This window comes from Streptomyces gossypii, from assembly GCF_025165795.1.
Taxonomy (GTDB): domain Bacteria; phylum Actinomycetota; class Actinomycetes; order Streptomycetales; family Streptomycetaceae; genus Streptomyces; species Streptomyces gossypii.
In genome coordinates this window covers 194,759-213,665 of the sequence record NZ_JAJAGO010000009.1, presented here as the reverse complement: position 1 = coordinate 213,665, position 18,907 = coordinate 194,759, and the positions used below count along the sequence as shown (strand labels likewise).

The 18,907-nt window shown below is 68.0% G+C and carries 17 protein-coding genes; 7 read left to right on the top strand and 10 right to left on the bottom strand.

Annotated elements, in window-relative coordinates; translation table 11 throughout:
* Nucleotides 1-103: 103 nt before the first annotated feature.
* Together LHJ74_RS20430 and LHJ74_RS20425 are read right to left on the bottom strand one after the other, a co-directional pair.
* Nucleotides 104-313 (bottom strand): hypothetical protein, encoded by a 210-nt coding sequence (locus tag LHJ74_RS20430; RefSeq protein WP_260219551.1) that lies wholly within the window; start codon nt 311-313, stop codon nt 104-106.
* Nucleotides 314-439: 126 nt separating this feature from the next.
* Nucleotides 440-1,858 carry a recombinase family protein gene (locus LHJ74_RS20425; protein ID WP_260219550.1) on the bottom strand — a complete coding sequence of 473 codons (1,419 nt, stop codon included), beginning with the start codon at nt 1,856-1,858 and terminating at the stop codon, nt 440-442.
* Nucleotides 1,859-2,142: 284 nt separating this feature from the next.
* Here LHJ74_RS20425 and LHJ74_RS20420 point away from each other — a divergent pair, with 284 nt between their 5' ends.
* The 4 genes from LHJ74_RS20420 (at nt 2,143) to LHJ74_RS20405 (ending at nt 4,805) form a co-directional block, all read left to right on the top strand.
* Complete coding sequence (locus LHJ74_RS20420; RefSeq protein WP_260219549.1) at nt 2,143-2,448, top strand: hypothetical protein; 306 nt, start codon at nt 2,143-2,145, stop codon at nt 2,446-2,448.
* Nucleotides 2,445-2,927: a hypothetical protein gene (locus LHJ74_RS20415; RefSeq protein ID WP_260219548.1), complete on the top strand. Its 483-nt coding sequence runs from the start codon at nt 2,445-2,447 to the stop codon at nt 2,925-2,927. Before LHJ74_RS20420 ends, LHJ74_RS20415 begins: the two co-directional genes overlap by 4 nt.
* 306 nt (nt 2,928-3,233) lie before the next feature.
* Nucleotides 3,234-3,674, top strand: a complete 441-nt coding sequence (locus tag LHJ74_RS20410; RefSeq protein WP_260219547.1) for an ATP-binding protein — start codon at nt 3,234-3,236, stop codon at nt 3,672-3,674.
* Nucleotides 3,675-3,995: 321 nt separating this feature from the next.
* Complete coding sequence (locus tag LHJ74_RS20405) at nt 3,996-4,805, top strand: helix-turn-helix domain-containing protein (protein WP_260219546.1); 810 nt, start codon at nt 3,996-3,998, stop codon at nt 4,803-4,805.
* Between the two features lie 302 nt (nt 4,806-5,107).
* Here the strand turns inward: LHJ74_RS20405 and LHJ74_RS20400 are convergent, their stop codons facing one another.
* Both LHJ74_RS20400 and LHJ74_RS20395 read right to left on the bottom strand, forming a co-directional pair.
* Nucleotides 5,108-5,266 (bottom strand): hypothetical protein, encoded by a 159-nt coding sequence (locus LHJ74_RS20400; protein WP_260219545.1) that lies wholly within the window; start codon nt 5,264-5,266, stop codon nt 5,108-5,110.
* Between the two features lie 143 nt (nt 5,267-5,409).
* Nucleotides 5,410-5,820: an ArsR/SmtB family transcription factor gene (locus tag LHJ74_RS20395; protein ID WP_260219544.1), complete on the bottom strand. Its 411-nt coding sequence runs from the start codon at nt 5,818-5,820 to the stop codon at nt 5,410-5,412.
* A 96-nt stretch (nt 5,821-5,916) separates the two neighbouring features.
* Between LHJ74_RS20395 and LHJ74_RS20390 the strand changes: the two genes are divergently transcribed.
* From LHJ74_RS20390 to LHJ74_RS20380, 3 genes are all read left to right on the top strand, one after another.
* On the top strand, nt 5,917-7,950 hold the full coding sequence (locus LHJ74_RS20390) for a heavy metal translocating P-type ATPase (protein ID WP_260219543.1): 2,034 nt from the start codon (nt 5,917-5,919) through the stop codon (nt 7,948-7,950).
* Nucleotides 7,951-8,022: 72 nt separating this feature from the next.
* Nucleotides 8,023-8,541, top strand: a complete 519-nt coding sequence (locus LHJ74_RS20385; RefSeq protein WP_260219542.1) for an isochorismatase family protein — start codon at nt 8,023-8,025, stop codon at nt 8,539-8,541.
* A gap of 152 nt (nt 8,542-8,693) precedes the next feature.
* A complete protein-coding gene (locus tag LHJ74_RS20380) occupies nt 8,694-8,981 on the top strand; it encodes a hypothetical protein (RefSeq protein ID WP_260219541.1) in 288 nt (95 codons plus the stop codon).
* 181 nt (nt 8,982-9,162) lie between these two features.
* On the opposite strand, the gene tuf is transcribed toward LHJ74_RS20380, so the two are convergent.
* The 6 genes from tuf to LHJ74_RS20350 form a co-directional block, all read right to left on the bottom strand.
* Nucleotides 9,163-10,356, bottom strand: a complete 1,194-nt coding sequence (gene tuf / locus LHJ74_RS20375; RefSeq protein WP_260219540.1) for an elongation factor Tu — start codon at nt 10,354-10,356, stop codon at nt 9,163-9,165.
* Nucleotides 10,357-10,576: 220 nt separating this feature from the next.
* A complete protein-coding gene (gene fusA, locus LHJ74_RS20370; RefSeq protein ID WP_260219539.1) occupies nt 10,577-12,700 on the bottom strand; it encodes an elongation factor G in 2,124 nt (707 codons plus the stop codon).
* A gap of 42 nt (nt 12,701-12,742) precedes the next feature.
* Complete coding sequence (gene rpsG, locus LHJ74_RS20365; RefSeq protein ID WP_027749253.1) at nt 12,743-13,213, bottom strand: 30S ribosomal protein S7; 471 nt, start codon at nt 13,211-13,213, stop codon at nt 12,743-12,745.
* Nucleotides 13,214-13,585 carry a 30S ribosomal protein S12 gene (gene rpsL / locus LHJ74_RS20360; protein WP_003948652.1) on the bottom strand — a complete coding sequence of 124 codons (372 nt, stop codon included), beginning with the start codon at nt 13,583-13,585 and terminating at the stop codon, nt 13,214-13,216.
* A 460-nt stretch (nt 13,586-14,045) separates the two neighbouring features.
* Nucleotides 14,046-14,756, bottom strand: a complete 711-nt coding sequence (locus tag LHJ74_RS20355) for a DUF1707 and DUF4190 domain-containing protein (RefSeq protein ID WP_260219538.1) — start codon at nt 14,754-14,756, stop codon at nt 14,046-14,048.
* A 130-nt stretch (nt 14,757-14,886) separates the two neighbouring features.
* The gene (locus LHJ74_RS20350; RefSeq protein WP_260219673.1) at nt 14,887-18,810 is read right to left on the bottom strand and encodes a DNA-directed RNA polymerase subunit beta'; all 3,924 of its coding nucleotides are present in this window, start codon (nt 18,808-18,810) and stop codon (nt 14,887-14,889) included.
* Nucleotides 18,811-18,907 lie beyond the last annotated feature (97 nt).

Below are 18,907 nucleotides of genomic sequence, written 5' to 3'. Positions count from 1 at the left end.
CGGTCGACGGGGAGCAGCACAGGCACCGGGCGCGGCTGGCGGTCCCCGTGCTCCCACGGGTGCGGCAGGAACGCGCACACACCCGTCCACGGCCCCGCCCGCCCTACGGCCCCGGGTCACGGTGCCCGCTCCCGTCCGGCGGTGGCGGGTCCGGCGGCGGCGGTCGGCGCCATCCCGCCAGAATCGCGCGCAGCCGCTCCCGCTGCCGCTCCGAGAGCGGCGGCGCCGCATCCACCAGGCGCACCACCGCAGCGCGCACACGCGCCCGCCGCTCCTCCTCCCGCGCATCCCGCTCACTCGCTTCCCCAGACATGGACCGGCCCCCTCTCCTTCGGTTCCCGGCCCCGCACGGGCCGGACATGCCGAACGGCCGGAACGGGCACCCCGGGGGGTATCCGTGTCCGGCCGTCCGGTCACGCTCACATGGTTGTCGGTGTCGCTACTCCGCTGCCGCCCGCTCGTGCTTCCACACGATGCTGATGCGCAAGGACGGGTCCTTACGGCTGCCCGGTACCTCCTTCATCAAGGTGACTTGCATCAGCGTGCGGACGATCTCGCGACGTCGGGTGATCGGGAGCAGCGGCCATACCTCCGCGATGTCCGGGCGGATCACATCGCGAAGAACGGCAGGGGTGCGCAGGGCTGCGGCCCCGCGCTCCGCCGCCTCGATCTCAGGCAGCAACCGCCCCTCGATCCGCGCCAGCGCAGCGGCCGTCAGTTCACCGCTCGCCGCCAAGTCGTAGAACTCATCCAGCCGAACGCGCTTCTCCGCTGCCTCCGCCGCCGCTGCTTTCGCCTCTTCGGCTCGGGTGTCATCTCCGAGAAGCTCCGTTGCGTCCGGCCGTGCCAGACGCTCAACAACGGCCGTGTTCACGTACTCGTCCACGCGGTCATGCGTCATGGACACGCACTGACCAACCCCCGCGTACAAGCCACGGCACGCGTAGTAGTGGTATCCCCTTCGTGAAGAGGTCCGCAGCCCTGCCCCGCATACGCCGCAACGGCCCACACCCGTCACCAGGTGCCGTACAGCGTTGTCCTTGGCGGTGCGCCGCTCTGGAGCATTCAGCCGCTGGACGCACGCGTAGTACGTCTCCTCGCTCAAGATGGCGTCCCAAATCCCGTCCGTCAGAACCCCGTGATGCGAGCGCTTCCCGATGTACGTGGGGCGCATCACAAGCTCACGGACCATAGCCCCCAACCACTTGACACCCTTGGCCGTAGGTATGCCCCGCTCGTTGAAGTCCGTGGCGATACCGGTGAGGGCATCCCCAGCAGCGATGCGCTGGGCTGCCTCGCGCACCACGGCGGCTTGGTCCTCACGGATGAACTGCCCCACCAGGGCTTTGGTCACCGGGTCATACTCGCGCCGGTAGCCGTAGGGCGTCCGGGCGTGCGGCAGGCCCTGTATTGCGCTACTGCGTAGCCCCCTCAACACGCGCTCCCTGATCTGGTCCGACTCGCGTTCGGCCAGAAGCGCGTCAAGCCCCGTGGACATTCGATCGTCCATCCGGTCAAGGTCGTACGTCCGACCGGAATACGACCACAGGACTCCGCACTCCCGGCTGTACTCCCGCAGCTTCACGTACAGCTCAAGATCCCGCTGGAAGCGTGACGATTCCCAGGTGACCAGGACGTCACAGCTCCCTGCCCGCAGGAACTCGATCAGCTCTTTGTACTTGGGCCGGTCCTTCGTGGCGTAGCGCGAGGCGGAGCGGTCGTTGTCCGGGAAGACCTTGACGACCTTCCAGCCCTCACGCTCGCAGACCGCCTCACATTCAGCGATCTGATCGGCTACGGACTTCCCCCGGTTGTTCGGATCGCTGGAGACGCGGGCATAGATCGCCGCGCGCAGCACGCGGCCCTTTACCGGACCGGCCTTGAGGGCGGTGTCCGTGGCGCTGGTCTGGAGAGCGGTGCGCCTCACAGTGCACCCCCGGCCCGACGCGTCTGCCAGGGTGCCGACTCAATTGGCGCCGTGGGGAAGGGGAGTTCGCTTCTGCCGCGCGCAGCACGGCCGATACCCTCGTTCATGGTCTTCATCCCTCGTCTACAGGGTTGGAGGTCAAGGCCCCGTGCCGGTGTCTCACCACCGCACGGGGCCGCTCTGTCAGAGGTAGTGTCCAGCGCTGCTTGACATCCGTGGCCTATCAGGACTGGGGAACCAAGGGAGCGCACATACATGTGGGAAATCGGGAGGTTCGCATATTTCCGGACGGCAAGGGTGGTATCGGAGCTGAGCCCATTCGCCTCAAGGCTGGAACAGCCAGTGAGCGTGATGCGCAGCGGGCTCTGCAGGAGGTGCGTTCGAATCCGGAGTTCAGGAAAGATCTCATGGAGAAAGCGAAATCAGCACGCGAAAGCATGAACAAGGGCGAGTATGGCATGAGTTCCAACAGGGCGGCAGAAATCCATTTCATTATCAAGGCATTGGAGAAAATGGAATGAGTGATTTGCAATTCTATGTGCATTTCATCCAGGAGAGTAAAGTTTTGGGTGTCGACCTGAGGTCCGCACCTGAAGTTTGGGAATCCAACCTGGGTGGCGAATATGTCGATGATTTTAGAAAGAACTATGGCCGCCGCGATTACGGCCTGATTGAAATCTCGTTTCAGAAAGCACAGCGCACATGGGAATGTTTTGGAGTTTCCCTGCAGGTCCACAGGCTAGCCATGACCGATGTCGATATCATCCCTGAGCCCCTGAGTCGAAAGTTCGGAGAGTTCAGGTCGCATCTTCCCTACGAGGCGCTTCTTTCTGGTGGCCTTATGCTAGACCGAGTTGTGGACTCACCGGATGATGCTTTGCAAGTATTTGAAGCAAGAGACAGCATTCGGAGAGTCCAGGTTCTGGTCGCGAATGTGGCGACGGGTGGCATTTCTGCCGGTGACGTTTGGGCTATCACTTCAGGGTCATTGAGCAGGTAAGAAACCGTGACAGCTTCCGGCGGATTCGGGTCCGTTGCAGAAATGCCTGCGGGGCCGGAGCAGGCGGTGCGGACGTCTTCCGTCCGCACCTCGAATCAGTCGACGCTCTGACCACGAAACCGCGCGGAAAGTGTCCGTTCCGTCGACGGACTCAATCGGTCCGCTTACCTGCGGTGCCCAACGGGGGCCGTGGCCGCCGGGACACGGCGTACGGGACGGACAAGTGCGGGAAGTGACCCGGACACTCGCCGTGCGTGCGACCCGATCGCCTTCCCACCGCGCATACACATCGCCACTCTGAGTGACGTGACCCACGAAATCACCCTCCCCCGAACCCCATCCCCCGCTCCCCCGTTCACCGTGCTGCTGTCCCCCACCCGGCGCGGTGCCCGCCTCGCACGGCTGCTGACGGTGGCGCACCTGTGCTGCTGGGGACTGCCGACCGAGGACGCCGCGTACGTCGTCGCGGAGCTGGCGTCGAACGCCGCGTCGCACGGGCGCGTGCCGGGGCGGAACTTCCGGCTCTCACTCGCCGTGACCGAGGTGAGGGGCAGGGCCGTGCTGCGCATCGAAGTCGCCGATACGCGCGGCGACACTCTCCCGGAGACCGCCCTCGAACCGGTGCCGGACGAGGCGGAGTCGGGGCGTGGGCTGCTGCTGGTCGAGGCGCTCGCCGACCGCTGGGGTGTGGAGGTCGGCCCGGCGCCGCGCAAGACGGTGTGGGCCGAGATCACCCTCCTGCGGTGAGCCGCGCGGCCCTGCCCACCGGAACGCGGCGAATCGCGTCCCGGTCGGCGGACGGGTGGTGCGGCGCGACATCAAAAGCTTCAAAAGCCCCTGGGAAAGCACCTCACCAAGCCCACCGGCAGGCACGACACCCCACTCGCCCGTCCGGGTGAACCGGCGCAACTGGGCTGGACTCCGCGCCCATCCGCTGGCATAGGCTCGCCGCGAACCGCACCGCGAACGCCGCGCGACCGCACACAACTCCACACATGAGACGGCCCCCGGCCGGGACTGGCATCCCGGAGCGAGGGCCTGACCACCGAGGAAGTAGGAGCTTCCCTGATGGGTGAACCTCAGCCTAGCGCGACCCCGCGCGCAGGTGTCACACATGTCCGCACCCGGCACGCCGACCGCTTCACCGTCGTCGGCAACCACCTGGCCCAGCACCGCGAGTTGACGCTCGTCGCGATCGGGCTCGCCGTACACATCCAGTCGCTTCCGGACGGCGCGCGGGTCGACATCAAGACGCTGACCGCCCGCTTTCCCGAGGGCGAGGTCCGAATCGCCGCCGCGCTGCGCGAGTTGGAGGCGCACGACTATCTGACGCGTACGCGCGCGCGGCTCCCGAGCGGCCGGATCGTCACGCACACGGTCTCGTACGACCAGCCGGGCGCGCCGCCCGTACCCGCGTGCCCACAGCCGGAGCCGGAGCCGAAGCGCCGCGAGCACGCGGCACCGGCACCGGCCCCTCTGCCCGAGCCCCGGACGGCCGACCTGCCCCGGCACCGCACCGCCGCCGACCTCCTTGCCGCCCTGCGCCGCGACGAGCCGCGCCTGCTGCTCCCGGAGCGCGACGTCCGCCGCCTCGCCCCGGCCACCGCCACCTGGCTGGAACGCGGCATCGACCCCGCCGCCGTACGCCGCACCCTCACCGCGAATCTCCCGCAAGGGCCCCTGCGGCACCCGGCCGCACTGCTCGCGCACCGCCTCACCGCCCTGATGCCGCCGCCCCTCCCAGCGGCTCCACCACCGGCCCCACGCCCGCACCCGCTCCAGAACTGCGACCACTGCGACCGCGCCCACCGCTCCCCCACCCCTGGCCCCTGCCCCACCTGCCGCCCGCAGACAGCGCCCCTGCCCCTGGCCGCGTAGCCGGGATGTCGCACGCGGCACGGGCGGTGCGGAGGTACGGCCGCTACTCACGGCCGACGGCTGCGAACGGGGCCCCGGCAGCAAGAGCTGGCAGCCGGTGGAGGACAGCGAACTGTGGTGGAGCGCCGACGGGGTCAACCCTTGCTGTTCCGGCGCCCGTTCGCCTCCGCGATGGTGAGCATCGGGCATCCGGCGGGGCTACAGCCTCCAGGTGTATGTCTGCCCGGGGTACTTCGCACATCCGCTCCAGCAGGTGATGCGGTGACAAGCCCAGGGCCTGGGCTCCACGGGCGCCAGGGTCACTACTCCTTCGCCTTGTTCGCCGAGGCGAAGGCGATGGCGGCGACACCCATGATGATGTTCCACACGCTGAGCCAGGTCGGCGTATCCAGGGCGATCAGTTGCCCGATGCCCATCAGGACGAGCACGTACCCGGCCATCTGAAAGAACTTCGGTGACATGCGATCCCCCGGAGTCGAGCCGAACGAATGACTGCGCAACTGCACTGCGCCAACGGCGCGTTGACGCCGACGATGACAGATGACGGCCGCATTGCCGAGCTGGTCCGCCCATCGATCCGGCATCGATCCCGGCGTGCGGAGGGCTACGGGCGTGCGGGCAGGGACCGGCTCGGGCGTTCGGCCTTGACGGCCTCGGCCGCCGGCGCGTCGTGGAGGCCCAGGCGCAGGTGTTCGACGTGGAAGAGGGCCTGGTCGAGGAGTTCGGCCACATGGTGGTCGTACAGCGCGTAGACGATCGAGCGGCCGTGCCGTTCGCCGGTGACCAGGCCGAGGTTGCGCAGCAGGCGCAGCTGGTGGGAGCAGGCGGACTGCTCCATGTCCACCGCCTCGGCGAGGTCGCCCGCCGCGCAGGGGCCTTCCCGGAGGCGGGCGAGGATGCGCAGCCGGGACGGGGTGGCGAGGGCCTGGAGAGTGGCGGCGACGTCGGCGGACCCCACCGCGTCGAGGCGTTCCCGTGTGGTGGCGGTGCTGGTGTCGTCAACTCCGTGGCCCATGGGTCCATCCTACTGACGATAGATGAAGACCTGTTCATTCATTCCTGTAAGGTGAGGCCGCTGCCGCCGTCCACCCCCGCGAAGGGTTGTTCCGTCATGCCCCCTGCCCTCCTGCTCAAGCACCCCGAGGAACCGGCGCCCGCCCGCCCCGTGACCCTGCCGAGGCGCCGTACGCCCGTGCTCGCACTGCCCGAGGCCCGCTGGGCTGCCGCTTCCCTGCTGCTGTTCCTGCTCGCACTGCCGCTCGACCTGACGAGCGCACCGGACTGGGTCGTCGGCCCGCTATACGCCCTCGCCTACGTCTCCGGCGGCTGGGAACCGGCCTGGGCCGGGTTGGGGGCGCTGCGGGAGAAGACGCTCGACGTCGACCTGCTCATGATCGTCGCCGCCCTCGGAGCGGCCTCCATCGGACAGGTGCGGGACGGCGCGCTGCTCATCGTCATCTTCGCCACCTCCGGCGCACTGGAGGCCCTGGCCACCGCCCGCACCCAGGACTCGGTGCGCGGACTGCTCGACCTGGCCCCCGCCACCGCCACCCGGCTGCGAGTCGAAGGCGGCGAGGAGAGCGTGCCGACCGAGGCTCTCGCCGTCGGCGACACCGTCCTGATCCGGCCGGGCGAGCGCATCGGCGCCGACGGCCGGGTGCTGGACGGCGCGTCCGAGGTCGACCAGGCAACCATCACCGGCGAGCCGCTGCCGGTGGCGAAGCAGGCCGACGACGAGGTGTTCGCCGGGACGCTGAACGGCACCGGCGCGCTGCGCGTGCGGGTCGGGCGGGACGCCTCCGAGACCGTCATCGCCCGGATCGTGGCAATGGTCGCCGAGGCGTCCGAGAGCAAGGCACCCACCCAGCTGTTCATCGAGAAGGTCGAACAGCGCTACTCCATCGGCATGGTGCTGGCCACCCTCGCTGTCTTCGCCGTACCACTCGCCTTCGGTGCCGAGCTGAGCGCCGCGCTGCTGCGGGCGATGACCTTCATGATCGTCGCCTCGCCGTGCGCCGTCGTGCTGGCGACCATGCCGCCGCTGCTCTCCGCCCTCGCGAACGCCGGGCGGCACGGCGTACTGGTGAAATCGGCGGTCGTGATGGAAAGGCTCGGCCAGGCCGACGCCGCCGCGCTGGACAAGACCGGCACTCTGACCGAGGGCACCCCGCGCGTCACCGACATCCGCCCCCTCCCGGACGCCGGCCTCACCGAGGACGAGCTGCTCGCCCTGGCCGCCGCCGCCGAGTATCCGAGCGAGCATCCACTCGCCCGGGCAGTCGTGGACGCCGCCCGTGCCCGGGGCCTGGACCTGCCCGAGGCACGGGAGTTCACCTCCACACCCGGCACCGGGGTGACCGCCGTGGTCGAAGGCCGCACACTCGCGGTCGGCACCCCGGCACGGCTGCTCGATCCCTCCGGCTCCGCCGGCGACCTCAGCGGCACCGACGCCGACGCCGACGCCGACACCACAGCCTCGACCTTCACGGCACGGCTTGAGGACGACGGACGGACTGCGGTCCTCGTCCAGCGGGACGGCGTCACCGTAGGCGTACTGGGCATCGCCGACCGCCTGCGCCCCGGCGCCGCCACCGCCGTCGCCCGCCTGGCGGCCCTGACGGGCACCGCACCCGCACTGCTGACCGGCGACAACCCGCGCGCCGCCGCCCGGCTCGCCGAGGAGGTAGGCATCACGAACGTCCGCGCCGGCCTGCTGCCCCAGGACAAGGTCGCCGCCGTACGGGAACGCGAAAGCGCAGGCCACCGCGTACTGGTCATCGGCGACGGCGTCAACGACGCCCCCGCACTGGCCGCCGCACACACCGGCGTCGCGATGGGCCGGGCCGGGTCCGATCTCGCCCTGGAGACGGCGGACATGATCGTCGTACGCGACGAACTCGCCGCCGTCCCCACCACTCTGGCCCTCTCCCGCGCGGCCCGCCGCCTGGTCGTCCAGAACCTGGTGATCGCCGGGGTGTTCATCTCCGGGCTCGTCATCTGGGACCTGGTCGGGCACCTGCCCCTGCCGCTCGGCGTACTCGGCCACGAGGGCTCCACCGTCATCGTCGGCCTCAACGGCCTCCGCCTCCTCCGCGACAAGGCCTGGACCCACGCAGGCCGAGAGGGCACCGCCCACGCGGCCTGATTGCGTCGCACGCATCCGGGTCGGTCTGGTGGATCGGGGTCGCCTCGGCGGGATTTCGCTAGGGTGCCGGGCATGACCGCAGTCAACCCCGCTCATACCGTCCTGGTGCTGGTCGATCTGATGAGGCGGATCACCGAGCTGCCTCTCGCACCCCGCACCGGGCAGCAGGCGGTCGAGGCCGCCTGCAGGCTCGCCGGGGAGTTCCGTACGGCGGGTGCGCCGGTGGTGGCCCTGCGCGCGGAGCGGCCGAACCTCGACCGGCAGCCGTCGGGCAGCGAGTTGGTGGAGCGTGTCGCGGCGCTCGCCGACTCGGTCGTGGTCAAGCGCGGCGTCGGCGGCTTTCATGGCACCAGGCTGGCCGAGCTGCTGGAGGGGTACGACGCCACCACTCTCGTTTTCGGGGGTATCGCGACGAACATGGGCGTCGAGTCGACCGCGCGGGGCGCCTCCGACCGGGGCTTCGACCTCGTCTTCGTCGAGGACGCGATGACCGCGCTCACGGCGGACGAACACCACGCGGCGGTGACGCTGAACCTCCCCCGCTTCGGAAGGGTCATCACCGGTGGCGAACTGAGCTTCGCCACCGCGTAGTCCGGGACGGCGCTCCGGCGGCAGGCGTCACTGGTCGGGCGCCACCGACCAGACGGCACCGACCAGACGGCACCGACCGGACGTCACCGACCGGATCAACTGGTCATCCCCTGGGTACTCTGACAGCGCGACCACACCAAGGGGAGGCACCCGTGACGGAGCAGGATCCTCAGCAGGAGCATGACGAGTCACACCTTCCGAACACCGTGAGCGAGATTTTGGAGGACGCGGACCCCGCGTCCCGTTCAAGCTCCGATGGCTCCAGGCCGCACTCGCCGGGTTTCACCTCACCCGACTTCGAGGGCCCGGGCCTGTCGGAGGTCCAGATCGGGAACAGCGAGCTGGGACAGCAATTGCGGGACGAGCAGACGGGCACCCACCCGGAGACTCCCCCGGCCACACCTCCGCCCGCGCGCACCGACCCGACGCACGACGACTGACGACCTGGTGCACGACAGCCAGTGGATCAGGTCGTAAGGCCGAGGGCACCCGGGCGCCACGAGGCGGGCCGGGCGAAGCAGATCGGCGAAACGGCGAGCACGCGGAAGGGCCCGTACGCCCCCGCGTTTCCGCGTGGTCGTACGGGCCCTTCCGCCGGGCCGGAGCCCTAGGAGCCGGAGGTCACTTGTTGATCTTGGTGACCTGACCGGCGCCCACCGTGCGGCCACCCTCGCGGATGGCGAACTTCAGGCCCTCTTCCATGGCGACAGGCTGGATGAGCGAAACGCTCATCTCGGTGTTGTCGCCCGGCATGACCATCTCGGTGCCCTCGGGGAGGGTCACTACGCCGGTCACGTCCGTCGTGCGGAAGTAGAACTGCGGGCGGTAGTTGTTGAAGAACGGGGTGTGACGGCCACCCTCGTCCTTCGACAGGATGTACGCCTGCGCCTCGAACTCCGTGTGCGGAGTGACCGAGCCCGGCTTGATGATGACCTGGCCGCGCTCGACGTCCTCGCGCTTGATGCCACGAAGCAGCAGACCGACGTTCTCACCGGCCTGACCCTCGTCCAGCAGCTTCCGGAACATCTCGATGCCGGTGACCGTGGTGGTGGTCTTGTCCTGCTTGATACCGATGATGTCCACGGTCGCGTTGACCTTCAGGACACCACGCTCGATACGGCCGGTGACGACCGTACCGCGACCGGTGATCGTGAAGACGTCCTCGATCGGCATGAGGAACGGCTTCTCGATGTCACGCTCGGGCTGCGGGATCGCCTCGTCAACGGCGGCCATCAGCTTGACGATGGACTCGGCCCACTCCGGGTCGCCCTCCAGCGCCTTGAGCGCGGAGACCTTCACGACCGGCAGGTCGTCGCCCGGGAACTCGTACTCCGAGAGAAGCTCACGGACCTCGAGCTCGACGAGCTCCATGATCTCCTCGTCGTCCACCATGTCGGCCTTGTTCAGCGCGACGACGATGTACGGAACGCCGACCTGGCGGGCCAGGAGCACGTGCTCCTTGGTCTGCGGCATCGGGCCGTCGGTGGCGGCGACCACGAGGATGGCACCGTCCATCTGGGCGGCACCAGTGATCATGTTCTTGATGTAGTCCGCGTGACCGGGGCAGTCGACGTGGGCGTAGTGACGGTGCTCCGTCTGGTACTCGACGTGCGCGATGGAGATGGTGATACCGCGCTGGCGCTCCTCAGGAGCCTTGTCGATGTTCTCGAAGGCCGAAGCCTCGTTCAGGTCCGGGTACGCGTCGTGCAGCACCTTGGTAATCGCCGCGGTGAGCGTCGTCTTACCGTGGTCAATGTGACCAATGGTGCCGATATTGACGTGCGGCTTAGTCCGCTCGAACTTCGCCTTCGCCACTGGGGTCCTCCTGTGGACTGATGCTGTACGCCCGCCGCTGACTGCGGAAGGGTTCAGGTGGTCGTTCCGAACCGGTCAGGACCCCGAGGGGACGCCCTTGACCGTTTCGACTTGTGGGCGGGCGGCCGGGGCCCCGCCGCAGATCGGTGGGCGATCTGCGGCGGATGCCCCGAATGCCTTTGCTCCAGCTTAAGGGGTGGACAGCTCCGGGGTTCCGGAGTTACTCGCCCTTGGCCTTCGCGATGATCTCCTCGGCGACGCTCCTGGGAACCTCGGCATAGGAGTCGAACTGCATGGAGTAACTTGCGCGACCGGAGGTCTTGCTGCGCAGGTCACCGACGTAACCGAACATCTCCGAGAGCGGCACCAGGCCCTTGACGAGCTTGGCGGCGCCCCGGTCCTCCATGGCCTGTACCTGGCCACGGCGGGAGTTGATGTCGCCGATCACATCGCCCATGTAGTCCTCGGGCGTGGTGACGTCAACGGCCATCATCGGCTCCAGGAGGGCCGGGCTGGCCTTCCGTGCGGCCTCCTTGAAGGCCATCGAGCCGGCGATCTTGAACGCCATCTCGGAGGAGTCGACGTCGTGGTACGCGCCGTCCAGCAGCGTGACCCGTACGCCGGTGAGCGGGTAGCCCGCCAGCACGCCGAACTCCATGGCGTCCTGGCAGCCCGCGTCCACGGACGGGATGTACTCCCGCGGGATGCGGCCACCCGTGACCTTGTTGACGAACTCGTAGCCGTCGCCTTCGAGCGGCTCGACCGCGATCTGCACCTTCGCGAACTGGCCGGAACCGCCAGTCTGCTTCTTGTGCGTGTAGTCGATTCGCTCGACGGCCTTGCGGAGCGTCTCCCGGTAGGCCACCTGGGGCTTACCGACATTCGCCTCGACACGGAACTCGCGCTTCATACGGTCGACCAGCACGTCAAGGTGCAGCTCGCCCATACCCGCGATGATCGTCTGGCCGGTCTCCTCGTTGGTCTTGACCTGGAAGGACGGGTCCTCCTCGGCCAGCCGCTGGATCGCGACGCCCAGCTTCTCCTGGTCACCCTTGGACTTCGGCTCGATGGCGACCTCGATCACCGGGGCCGGGAACTCCATGGATTCGAGGATCACGGGCTTCGCCGAGTCGCAGAGCGTCTCACCGGTGGTCGTCTGCTTGAGACCCATGACGGCGACGATGTCACCGGCGCTCACCGACTCGATCTCCTCACGCTTGTTCGCGTGCATGCGGTAGATCTTGCCGATGCGCTCCTTGCGGCCCTTCACGGAGTTCAGCACCTGCGTACCGGTCTTGAGTACGCCGGAGTAGATCCGGATGAAGGTGAGCTTCCCGAGGTGCGGGTCGCTCGCGATCTTGAAAGCAAGGGCGGCCAGCGGCTCGTCCTCCGAGGGCCTGCGCTTCAGGACCTCGTCCGAGTCCTTCACGGAGTGGCCCTCGACGGCCTCGACGTCCAGCGGCGACGGCAGGTAGCGCACGACCGCGTCGAGCAGGGGCTGCACGCCCTTGTTCTTGAACGCGGTGCCACAGAACACCGGGGTGACGGTGACGGTGCCCTCGACGCCGGTGGAGGCGAGAGTGATGCGGCGGACAGCCGCCATGAGCTGGTCCTCGGTGGGCTCCTGGCCCTCGAGGTACAGCTCCATCATCTCCTCGTCGTTCTCCGCGACGGCTTCGAGCAGCTTGCCGCGCCACTCGTCGGCGGCCTCGATGTGCGTGTCCGGGATGTCGACGGTGTCGTACATCTCGCCCAGCGCAGCCTCGGCCGACCACACGAGCGCCTTCATGCGGACGAGGTCGACGACACCCTTGAAGTCGGCCTCGGTACCGATCGGCAGCTGCATGACCAGCGGAACCGCACCAAGGCGGTCCGCGATCATGTCGACGCAGCGGTGGAACTCGGCTCCGGTGCGGTCCAGCTTGTTGACGAAGCAGATACGCGGTACGCCGTACCGGTCCGCCTGCCGCCATACGGTCTCGGACTGGGGCTCGACGCCGGCCACGCCGTCGAACACGGTCACGGCACCATCGAGGACCCGCAGCGAACGCTCCACCTCAACGGTGAAGTCGACGTGCCCGGGGGTGTCGATGATGTTGATCGTGTGATCGACATCGTTGAGCGGCCAGTGACAGGTCGTCGCGGCGGACGTGATGGTGATGCCGCGCTCCTGCTCCTGCTCCATCCAGTCCATCGTGGCAGCGCCGTCGTGGACCTCACCGATCTTGTAGCTCACACCGGTGTAGTACAGGATCCGCTCGGTGGTCGTCGTCTTGCCCGCGTCGATGTGAGCCATGATCCCGATGTTGCGGACCTTGGCCAGGTCAAGTGAAGTGGTAGCCATAAGGCTTCAGTCTTCTCTCGGTTCTCTCGATGGGGTCTGCGGCTACCAGCGGTAGTGCGCGAAGGCCTTGTTGGACTCGGCCATCTTGTGGGTGTCCTCACGCTTCTTCACGGAGGCGCCGAGGCCGTTGGAGGCATCGAGCAGCTCGTTCATGAGGCGTTCGGTCATGGTCTTCTCGCGACGGGCGCGGGAGTAACCCACGAGCCAGCGCAGTGCGAGGGTCGAAGCACGGCCCGGCTTGACCTCGATCGGCACCTGGTAGGTCGCACCGCCGACGCGGCGGGACTTGACCTCGAGGGTCGGCTTGATGTTCTCCAGGGCGCGCTTCAGCGTGATGACCGGGTCGTTACCGGTCTTCTCGCGCAGGCCCTCCATGGCGCCGTACACGATGCGCTCAGCCGTGGAGCGCTTGCCGTTCAGCAGCACCTTGTTGATGAGGGACGTCACCAGAGGAGAGTTGTAGACCGGGTCGATGATGACCGGGCGCTTCGGGGCGGGGCCCTTACGAGGCATTTACTTCTCCTTCTTGGCGCCGTAGCGGCTGCGGGCCTGCTTACGGTTCTTGACGCCCTGCGTGTCGAGGGAGCCGCGGATGATCTTGTACCGAACACCCGGCAGGTCCTTCACACGGCCACCACGCACGAGCACGATGGAGTGCTCCTGCAGGTTGTGGCCCTCACCCGGAATGTAGGCCGTGACCTCGATGCCGCTGGTCAGGCGCACACGTGCGACCTTACGCAGGGCCGAGTTCGGCTTCTTCGGGGTGGTCGTGAAGACACGCGTGCAGACGCCGCGGCGCTGAGGGGAACCCTCAAGAGCGGGCGTCTTGTTCTTCTCGACCTTGTCCTGCCGGCCCTTCCGGACCAGCTGCTGGATCGTAGGCACCGTTTCTCCGGTTTCTGTGTGCCGTCTGGGTGAAGCTAACCTGGGCCACAACACCGACCCACGCGGTCGGGTGTGTCGAATCTGGCTGACTCCCCCGGCGAGGCGGGTCCTCTGCTGTGAGGACTGCTCATCCGAGGACTGCGGAGGCCATGCAGATTTCGGTATCACCGTCAGCGCTTCCCGGGCGGCTTTACGCGTGTGGGAGCGCAGGGGATACCCCAGGCACAAGGTCAGAGCGTACCCAGCACCTCGGCCACGGTCAAAACGGGTATTCGCGCGGCACTGCGAGTGCCGCGGCGCCCACACCGTGTGCGAGTGCGGCGGGCGGGAGGAACCCCGCGCCGGGTACGTGCGGTTTCGCAGCACCCTACCCGCAGCCGCACCCGCTATGCCCCGATGGCCGTATCCCCTCGGGCGCCCTCCAGGCGGGCACCCGGAGGGAGTTCACCGTGCGGACGCCTCAGGACGCGAGCAGCGCCAGCAGCAGCAGGCCCATCGCCAGCCAGCCCAGCGCCAGCCCGGCAACCGCCGTGCCGTCCCCCCGGTCTCCCGTACGCCGGATCTCCGCCCGCGCCTTGTGCCCGAGTATCACCGCGGGAAGCCCGCTGATGCCGAGCGTCAGCGGTGTGACGAGCCCGCACACCAGCGCCCCGGTCGCCGCCGGGTTCGTCGGACGGTAGGGCACCAGTGGCTGCGGGGCGTACGGATACATCTGGGGATAGGGCTGGGGATACGGATACACCGGCGCCTGCGGGTACACCGGGCCGTGGTACATCGGCCGTGCCGGGTGGTGGAGCCCCGCATAGGGCCCCGGCAACGGCGCGGGGCCGGGATGCCGCTGCCCGGGCCCCGGGTACGGCACGGGCCCCTGAAACGTCCCCGGCAGCGGAGCACTCCCGCCGGCCCCGGGCGAGGCAGTGAACCCCGGCCCGGACCCCGGCCCGGGACCAGGCCCGAACCCGGTGCCGAGGACGGTGCCCGGCCCCGGCACCGACCCGCCGTCAGGCCCGTGCGGGACATCCGACGTCAGCTGCTGCAGCTCCTCGACCGTCCGCGCGCTGAGCGCACGCCCCGAGCGTTCGTCATGCTCCTCCTCGGTCAGCCGACCCTCCGCGAATGCGGCACGGAGCACGTCGAGCGCGCGCTCACGATCCGCGTTACCAGCGAGCATGGCCTCACCCCCGCCTCCATCATGCACCTGCGACGCGGAAAGGGCGGTCACCCCCCATGGGGATGACCGCCCTCTGTTCCACAACTGAGACCCGATGGACGGTACTTCACCGCCTCACGAGCACGCTGAGTCAGGCGTTGTACGGACCGTAGTCGTAGTCCTCCAGCGGGACCGCCTGGCCGGAGCCCGTACCGAAGGGCGAGTAGTCGATGTCGTCGTAACCGACGGCCGAGTACATCGCGGCCTTGGCCTCCTCGGTCGGCTCCACCCGGATGTTGCGGTAACGGGCCAGACCCGTACCGGCCGGGATGAGCTTGCCGATGATGACGTTCTCCTTGAGGCCGATCAGGGAGTCCGACTTGGCGTTGATCGCCGCGTCGGTCAGCACCCGGGTCGTCTCCTGGAAGGACGCCGCCGACAGCCACGACTCGGTGGCCAGCGAAGCCTTGGTGATACCCATCAGCTGCGGACGGCCGGAGGCCGGGTGGCCGCCTTCCGTGACCACACGACGGTTCTCGCCCTCGAACTTCGTCCGCTCCACCAGCTCGCCCGGCAGCAGCTCCGCGTCGCCGGACTCGATGATCGTCACCCGGCGGAGCATCTGCCGGATGATGATCTCGATGTGCTTGTCGTGGATCGACACGCCCTGCGAGTTGTAGACCTTCTGCACCTCGTTGACCAGGTGCACCTGCACCGCACGCTGGCCGAGAATGCGCAGCACGTCGTGCGGGTTGGTGGCACCGACGGTCAGCGGCTGGCCGACGGAGACGTGGTCGCCCTCGCCCACCTTCAGCCTGGCGCGCTTGGAAACGCCGTACGCGGTCTCCTCGGAGCCGTCGTCGGGGGTGACGACGAGCTTCTTGGTCTTCTCGGTCTCCTCGATCCGCACCCGGCCGGCCGACTCCGAAATCGGCGCGACACCCTTGGGCGTACGGGCCTCGAAGAGCTCGACGACACGCGGCAGACCCTGCGTGATGTCGTCACCCGCCACACCACCGGTGTGGAAGGTACGCATCGTCAGCTGGGTGCCGGGCTCACCGATCGACTGGGCCGCGATGATACCGACGGCCTCGCCGATGTCCACCAGCTTGCCGGTGGCCAGCGAGCGCCCGTAGCACATGGCGCAGGTGCCGACGGTGGACTCGCAGGTGAGGATGGAGCGGGTCTTGACCATCTGGATGCCGTGCCGGACGAGCTCGTCGATGAGGACGTCGCCCAGGTCGGTGTTGGCCGGGGCCAGCACCTTGCCGTCCACGACGATGTCCTCGGCGAGCGCTCGCGCGTACACGCTGGTCTCGACGTTCTCCGCCTTGCGGAGCACGCCGTCGGGGCCCTCGGCCGCGATCTCCAGCTTGAGGCCGCGGTCGGTGCCGCAGTCCTCCTCGCGGATGATCACGTCCTGCGAGACGTCCACCAGACGACGGGTGAGGTAACCCGAGTCGGCGGTACGCAGCGCGGTGTCCGCGAGACCCTTACGGGCGCCGTGCGTGGAGATGAAGTACTCCAGCACGGTGAGACCCTCACGGAACGACGCCTTGATCGGCCGCGGGATGGTCTCGTTCTTCGCGTTGGACACCAGACCACGCATACCCGCGATCTGACGCATCTGCATCATGTTCCCTCGGGCACCCGAGTCGACCATCATGAAGATCGGGTTCGTCTTCGGGAAGTTCTCGTTCATCGCCTCGGAGACCTCGTTGGTCGCCTTGGTCCAGATCGCGATGAGCTCCTGCGTGCGCTCGTCCTTGGTGATCAGACCGCGCTCGTACTGCTTCTGGACCTTCTCGTCCTGAGCCTCGTACGACTGGATGATCGCCTTCTTGGCCTCCGGCACCACGATGTCGGAGATCGCGACGGTCACACCGGAGCGGGTCGCCCAGTGGAAACCGGCGGCCTTGAGGTTGTCCAGCGCGGCCGCGACGATGACCTTCGGGTAGCGCTCCGCCAGGTCGTTGACGATCCCGGAGAGCTGCTTCTTGCCCACCGAGTTGTCGACGAACGGGTAGTCCTCGGGCAGCAGCTCGTTGAAGATCGCGCGGCCCAGCGTCGTACGCAGCCGGAAGGGGTCGCCCTGCTGGTACTCGTCCGCGGCGGAGCCGCCGTCGGCCGCAGCGCCCTCCTCCTGCACCGGCGGTGTCCAGCCACGGGGCGGGACGGTGCCGACCGGGAAGCGGATGTCCACCTTCGCCTGGAGCGACAGCTCGCCGGCGTCGAAAGACATGATCGCTTCGGCGACGGAGTTGAACGACCGGCCATCGCCGATGGTCTTGCGCTGCTCCTCGTCGGTGGTGAGGAAGAACAGCCCCAGGACCATGTCCTGGGTCGGCATGGTGACCGGACGGCCGTCCGCCGGCTTGAGGATGTTGTTCGAGGACAGCATCAGGATGCGGGCCTCGGCCTGCGCCTCCGCGGAGAGCGGCAGGTGCACGGCCATCTGGTCGCCGTCGAAGTCCGCGTTGAACGCGGTGCACACGAGCGGGTGAATCTGAATTGCCTTGCCCTCGACCAGCTGCGGCTCGAAGGCCTGGATGCCGAGGCGGTGCAGCGTCGGCGCGCGGTTCAGCAGCACCGGGTGCTCGGCGATCACCTCTTCCAGCACGTCGTAGACGACCGTACGGCCGCGCTCGACCATGCGCTTCGCCGACTTGATGTTCTGCGCGTGGTTCAGATCCACCAGGCGCTTCATCACGAACGGCTTGAAGAGCTCCAGCGCCATCGCCTTCGGCAGACCGCACTGGTGCAGCTTGAGCTGCGGGCCGACGACGATCACGGAACGGGCCGAGTAGTCGACGCGCTTGCCCAGCAGGTTCTGCCGGAACCGGCCCTGCTTGCCCTTGAGCATGTCGGACAGCGACTTGAGCGGACGGTTGCCCGGTCCGGTGACCGGGCGGCCACGGCGGCCGTTGTCGAACAGCGCGTCGACGGCCTCCTGAAGCATCCGCTTCTCGTTGTTGACGATGATCTCGGGCGCGCCGAGGTCGAGCAGCCGCTTGAGGCGGTTGTTCCGGTTGATCACCCGGCGGTACAGGTCGTTGAGGTCGGAGGTCGCGAAGCGGCCGCCGTCCAGCTGCACCATCGGACGCAGGTCCGGCGGGATGACCGGCACGCAGTCCAGCACCATGCCCTTGGGGCTGTTGCTGGTCTGCAGGAACGCGGAGACGACCTTGAGGCGCTTGAGGGCCCTCGTCTTCTTCTGGCCCTTGCCGGTACGGATGATCTCCCGGAGCCGCTCGGCCTCTTCGTTGAGGTCGAAGGTCTCCAGGCGCTTCTGGAGCGCGTTGGCGCCCATCGAGCCGTCGAAGTAGGTGCCGAAGCGGTCGCGCAGCTCGCGGTAGAGCAGCTCGTCCCCTTCGAGGTCCTGGACCTTGAGGCCCTTGAAGCGGCTCCACACCTCGTCGAGGCGGTCGATCTCGCGCTGGGCGCGGTCACGGAGCTGCTTCATCTCCCGCTCGGCGCCTTCGCGCACCTTGCGGCGGACATCCGCCTTGGCGCCCTCGGCCTCGAGCTCGGCCAGGTCGGACTCCTGCTTCTTGGCACGGGCCTCGAGGTCGGAGTCACGGCGCTGCTCGATCTGCTGACGCTCCACGGAGACGTGCGCCTCCAGGGAGGGCAGGTCGCGGGTGCGCCGCTCTTCGTCGACGTACGTGATCATGTATGCCGCGAAGTAGATGACCTTCTCGAGGTCCTTCGGCGCCAGGTCCAGCAGGTAGCCCAGCCGGGACGGGACGCCCTTGAAGTACCAGATGTGGGTGACGGGCGCGGCCAGTTCGATGTGGCCCATCCGCTCACGGCGCACCTTGGCGCGGGTCACCTCGACGCCGCAGCGCTCACAGATGATGCCCTTGAAGCGGACGCGCTTGTACTTGCCGCAGTAGCACTCCCAGTCCCGGGTCGGACCGAAGATCTTCTCGCAGAAGAGCCCGTCCTTTTCCGGCTTGAGGGTGCGGTAGTTGATGGTCTCGGGCTTCTTTACCTCGCCATGTGACCACTGACGGATGTCGTCAGCGGTGGCCAGGCCGATTCGCAGTTCGTCGAAGAAGTTGACGTCGAGCACTGTCGTCAATCCCTCTTTCAGGGTCGTGCCCCTCCGCGTGAGCGGAATATGCAGGCAGGTTCGTGGTCTGCGGGTCCTGGGACGGCCGGGCTCCGGT

Coding starts and splice junctions, on each gene's coding strand:
- LHJ74_RS20415 (WP_260219548.1), top strand. CDS start 2,445: ATGAGTGATTTGCAATTCTATGTGCATTTCATCCAGGAGAGTAAAGTT.
- fusA (WP_260219539.1), bottom strand. CDS start 12,700: ATGGCTACCACTTCACTTGACCTGGCCAAGGTCCGCAACATCGGGATC.
- LHJ74_RS20395 (WP_260219544.1), bottom strand. CDS start 5,820: ATGGGCCACGGAGTTGACGACACCAGCACCGCCACCACACGGGAACGC.
- LHJ74_RS20405 (WP_260219546.1), top strand. CDS start 3,996: ATGGGTGAACCTCAGCCTAGCGCGACCCCGCGCGCAGGTGTCACACAT.
- LHJ74_RS20430 (WP_260219551.1), bottom strand. CDS start 313: ATGTCTGGGGAAGCGAGTGAGCGGGATGCGCGGGAGGAGGAGCGGCGG.
- LHJ74_RS20385 (WP_260219542.1), top strand. CDS start 8,023: ATGACCGCAGTCAACCCCGCTCATACCGTCCTGGTGCTGGTCGATCTG.
- LHJ74_RS20355 (WP_260219538.1), bottom strand. CDS start 14,756: ATGCTCGCTGGTAACGCGGATCGTGAGCGCGCGCTCGACGTGCTCCGT.
- LHJ74_RS20390 (WP_260219543.1), top strand. CDS start 5,917: ATGCCCCCTGCCCTCCTGCTCAAGCACCCCGAGGAACCGGCGCCCGCC.
- rpsG (WP_027749253.1), bottom strand. CDS start 13,213: ATGCCTCGTAAGGGCCCCGCCCCGAAGCGCCCGGTCATCATCGACCCG.
- LHJ74_RS20400 (WP_260219545.1), bottom strand. CDS start 5,266: ATGTCACCGAAGTTCTTTCAGATGGCCGGGTACGTGCTCGTCCTGATG.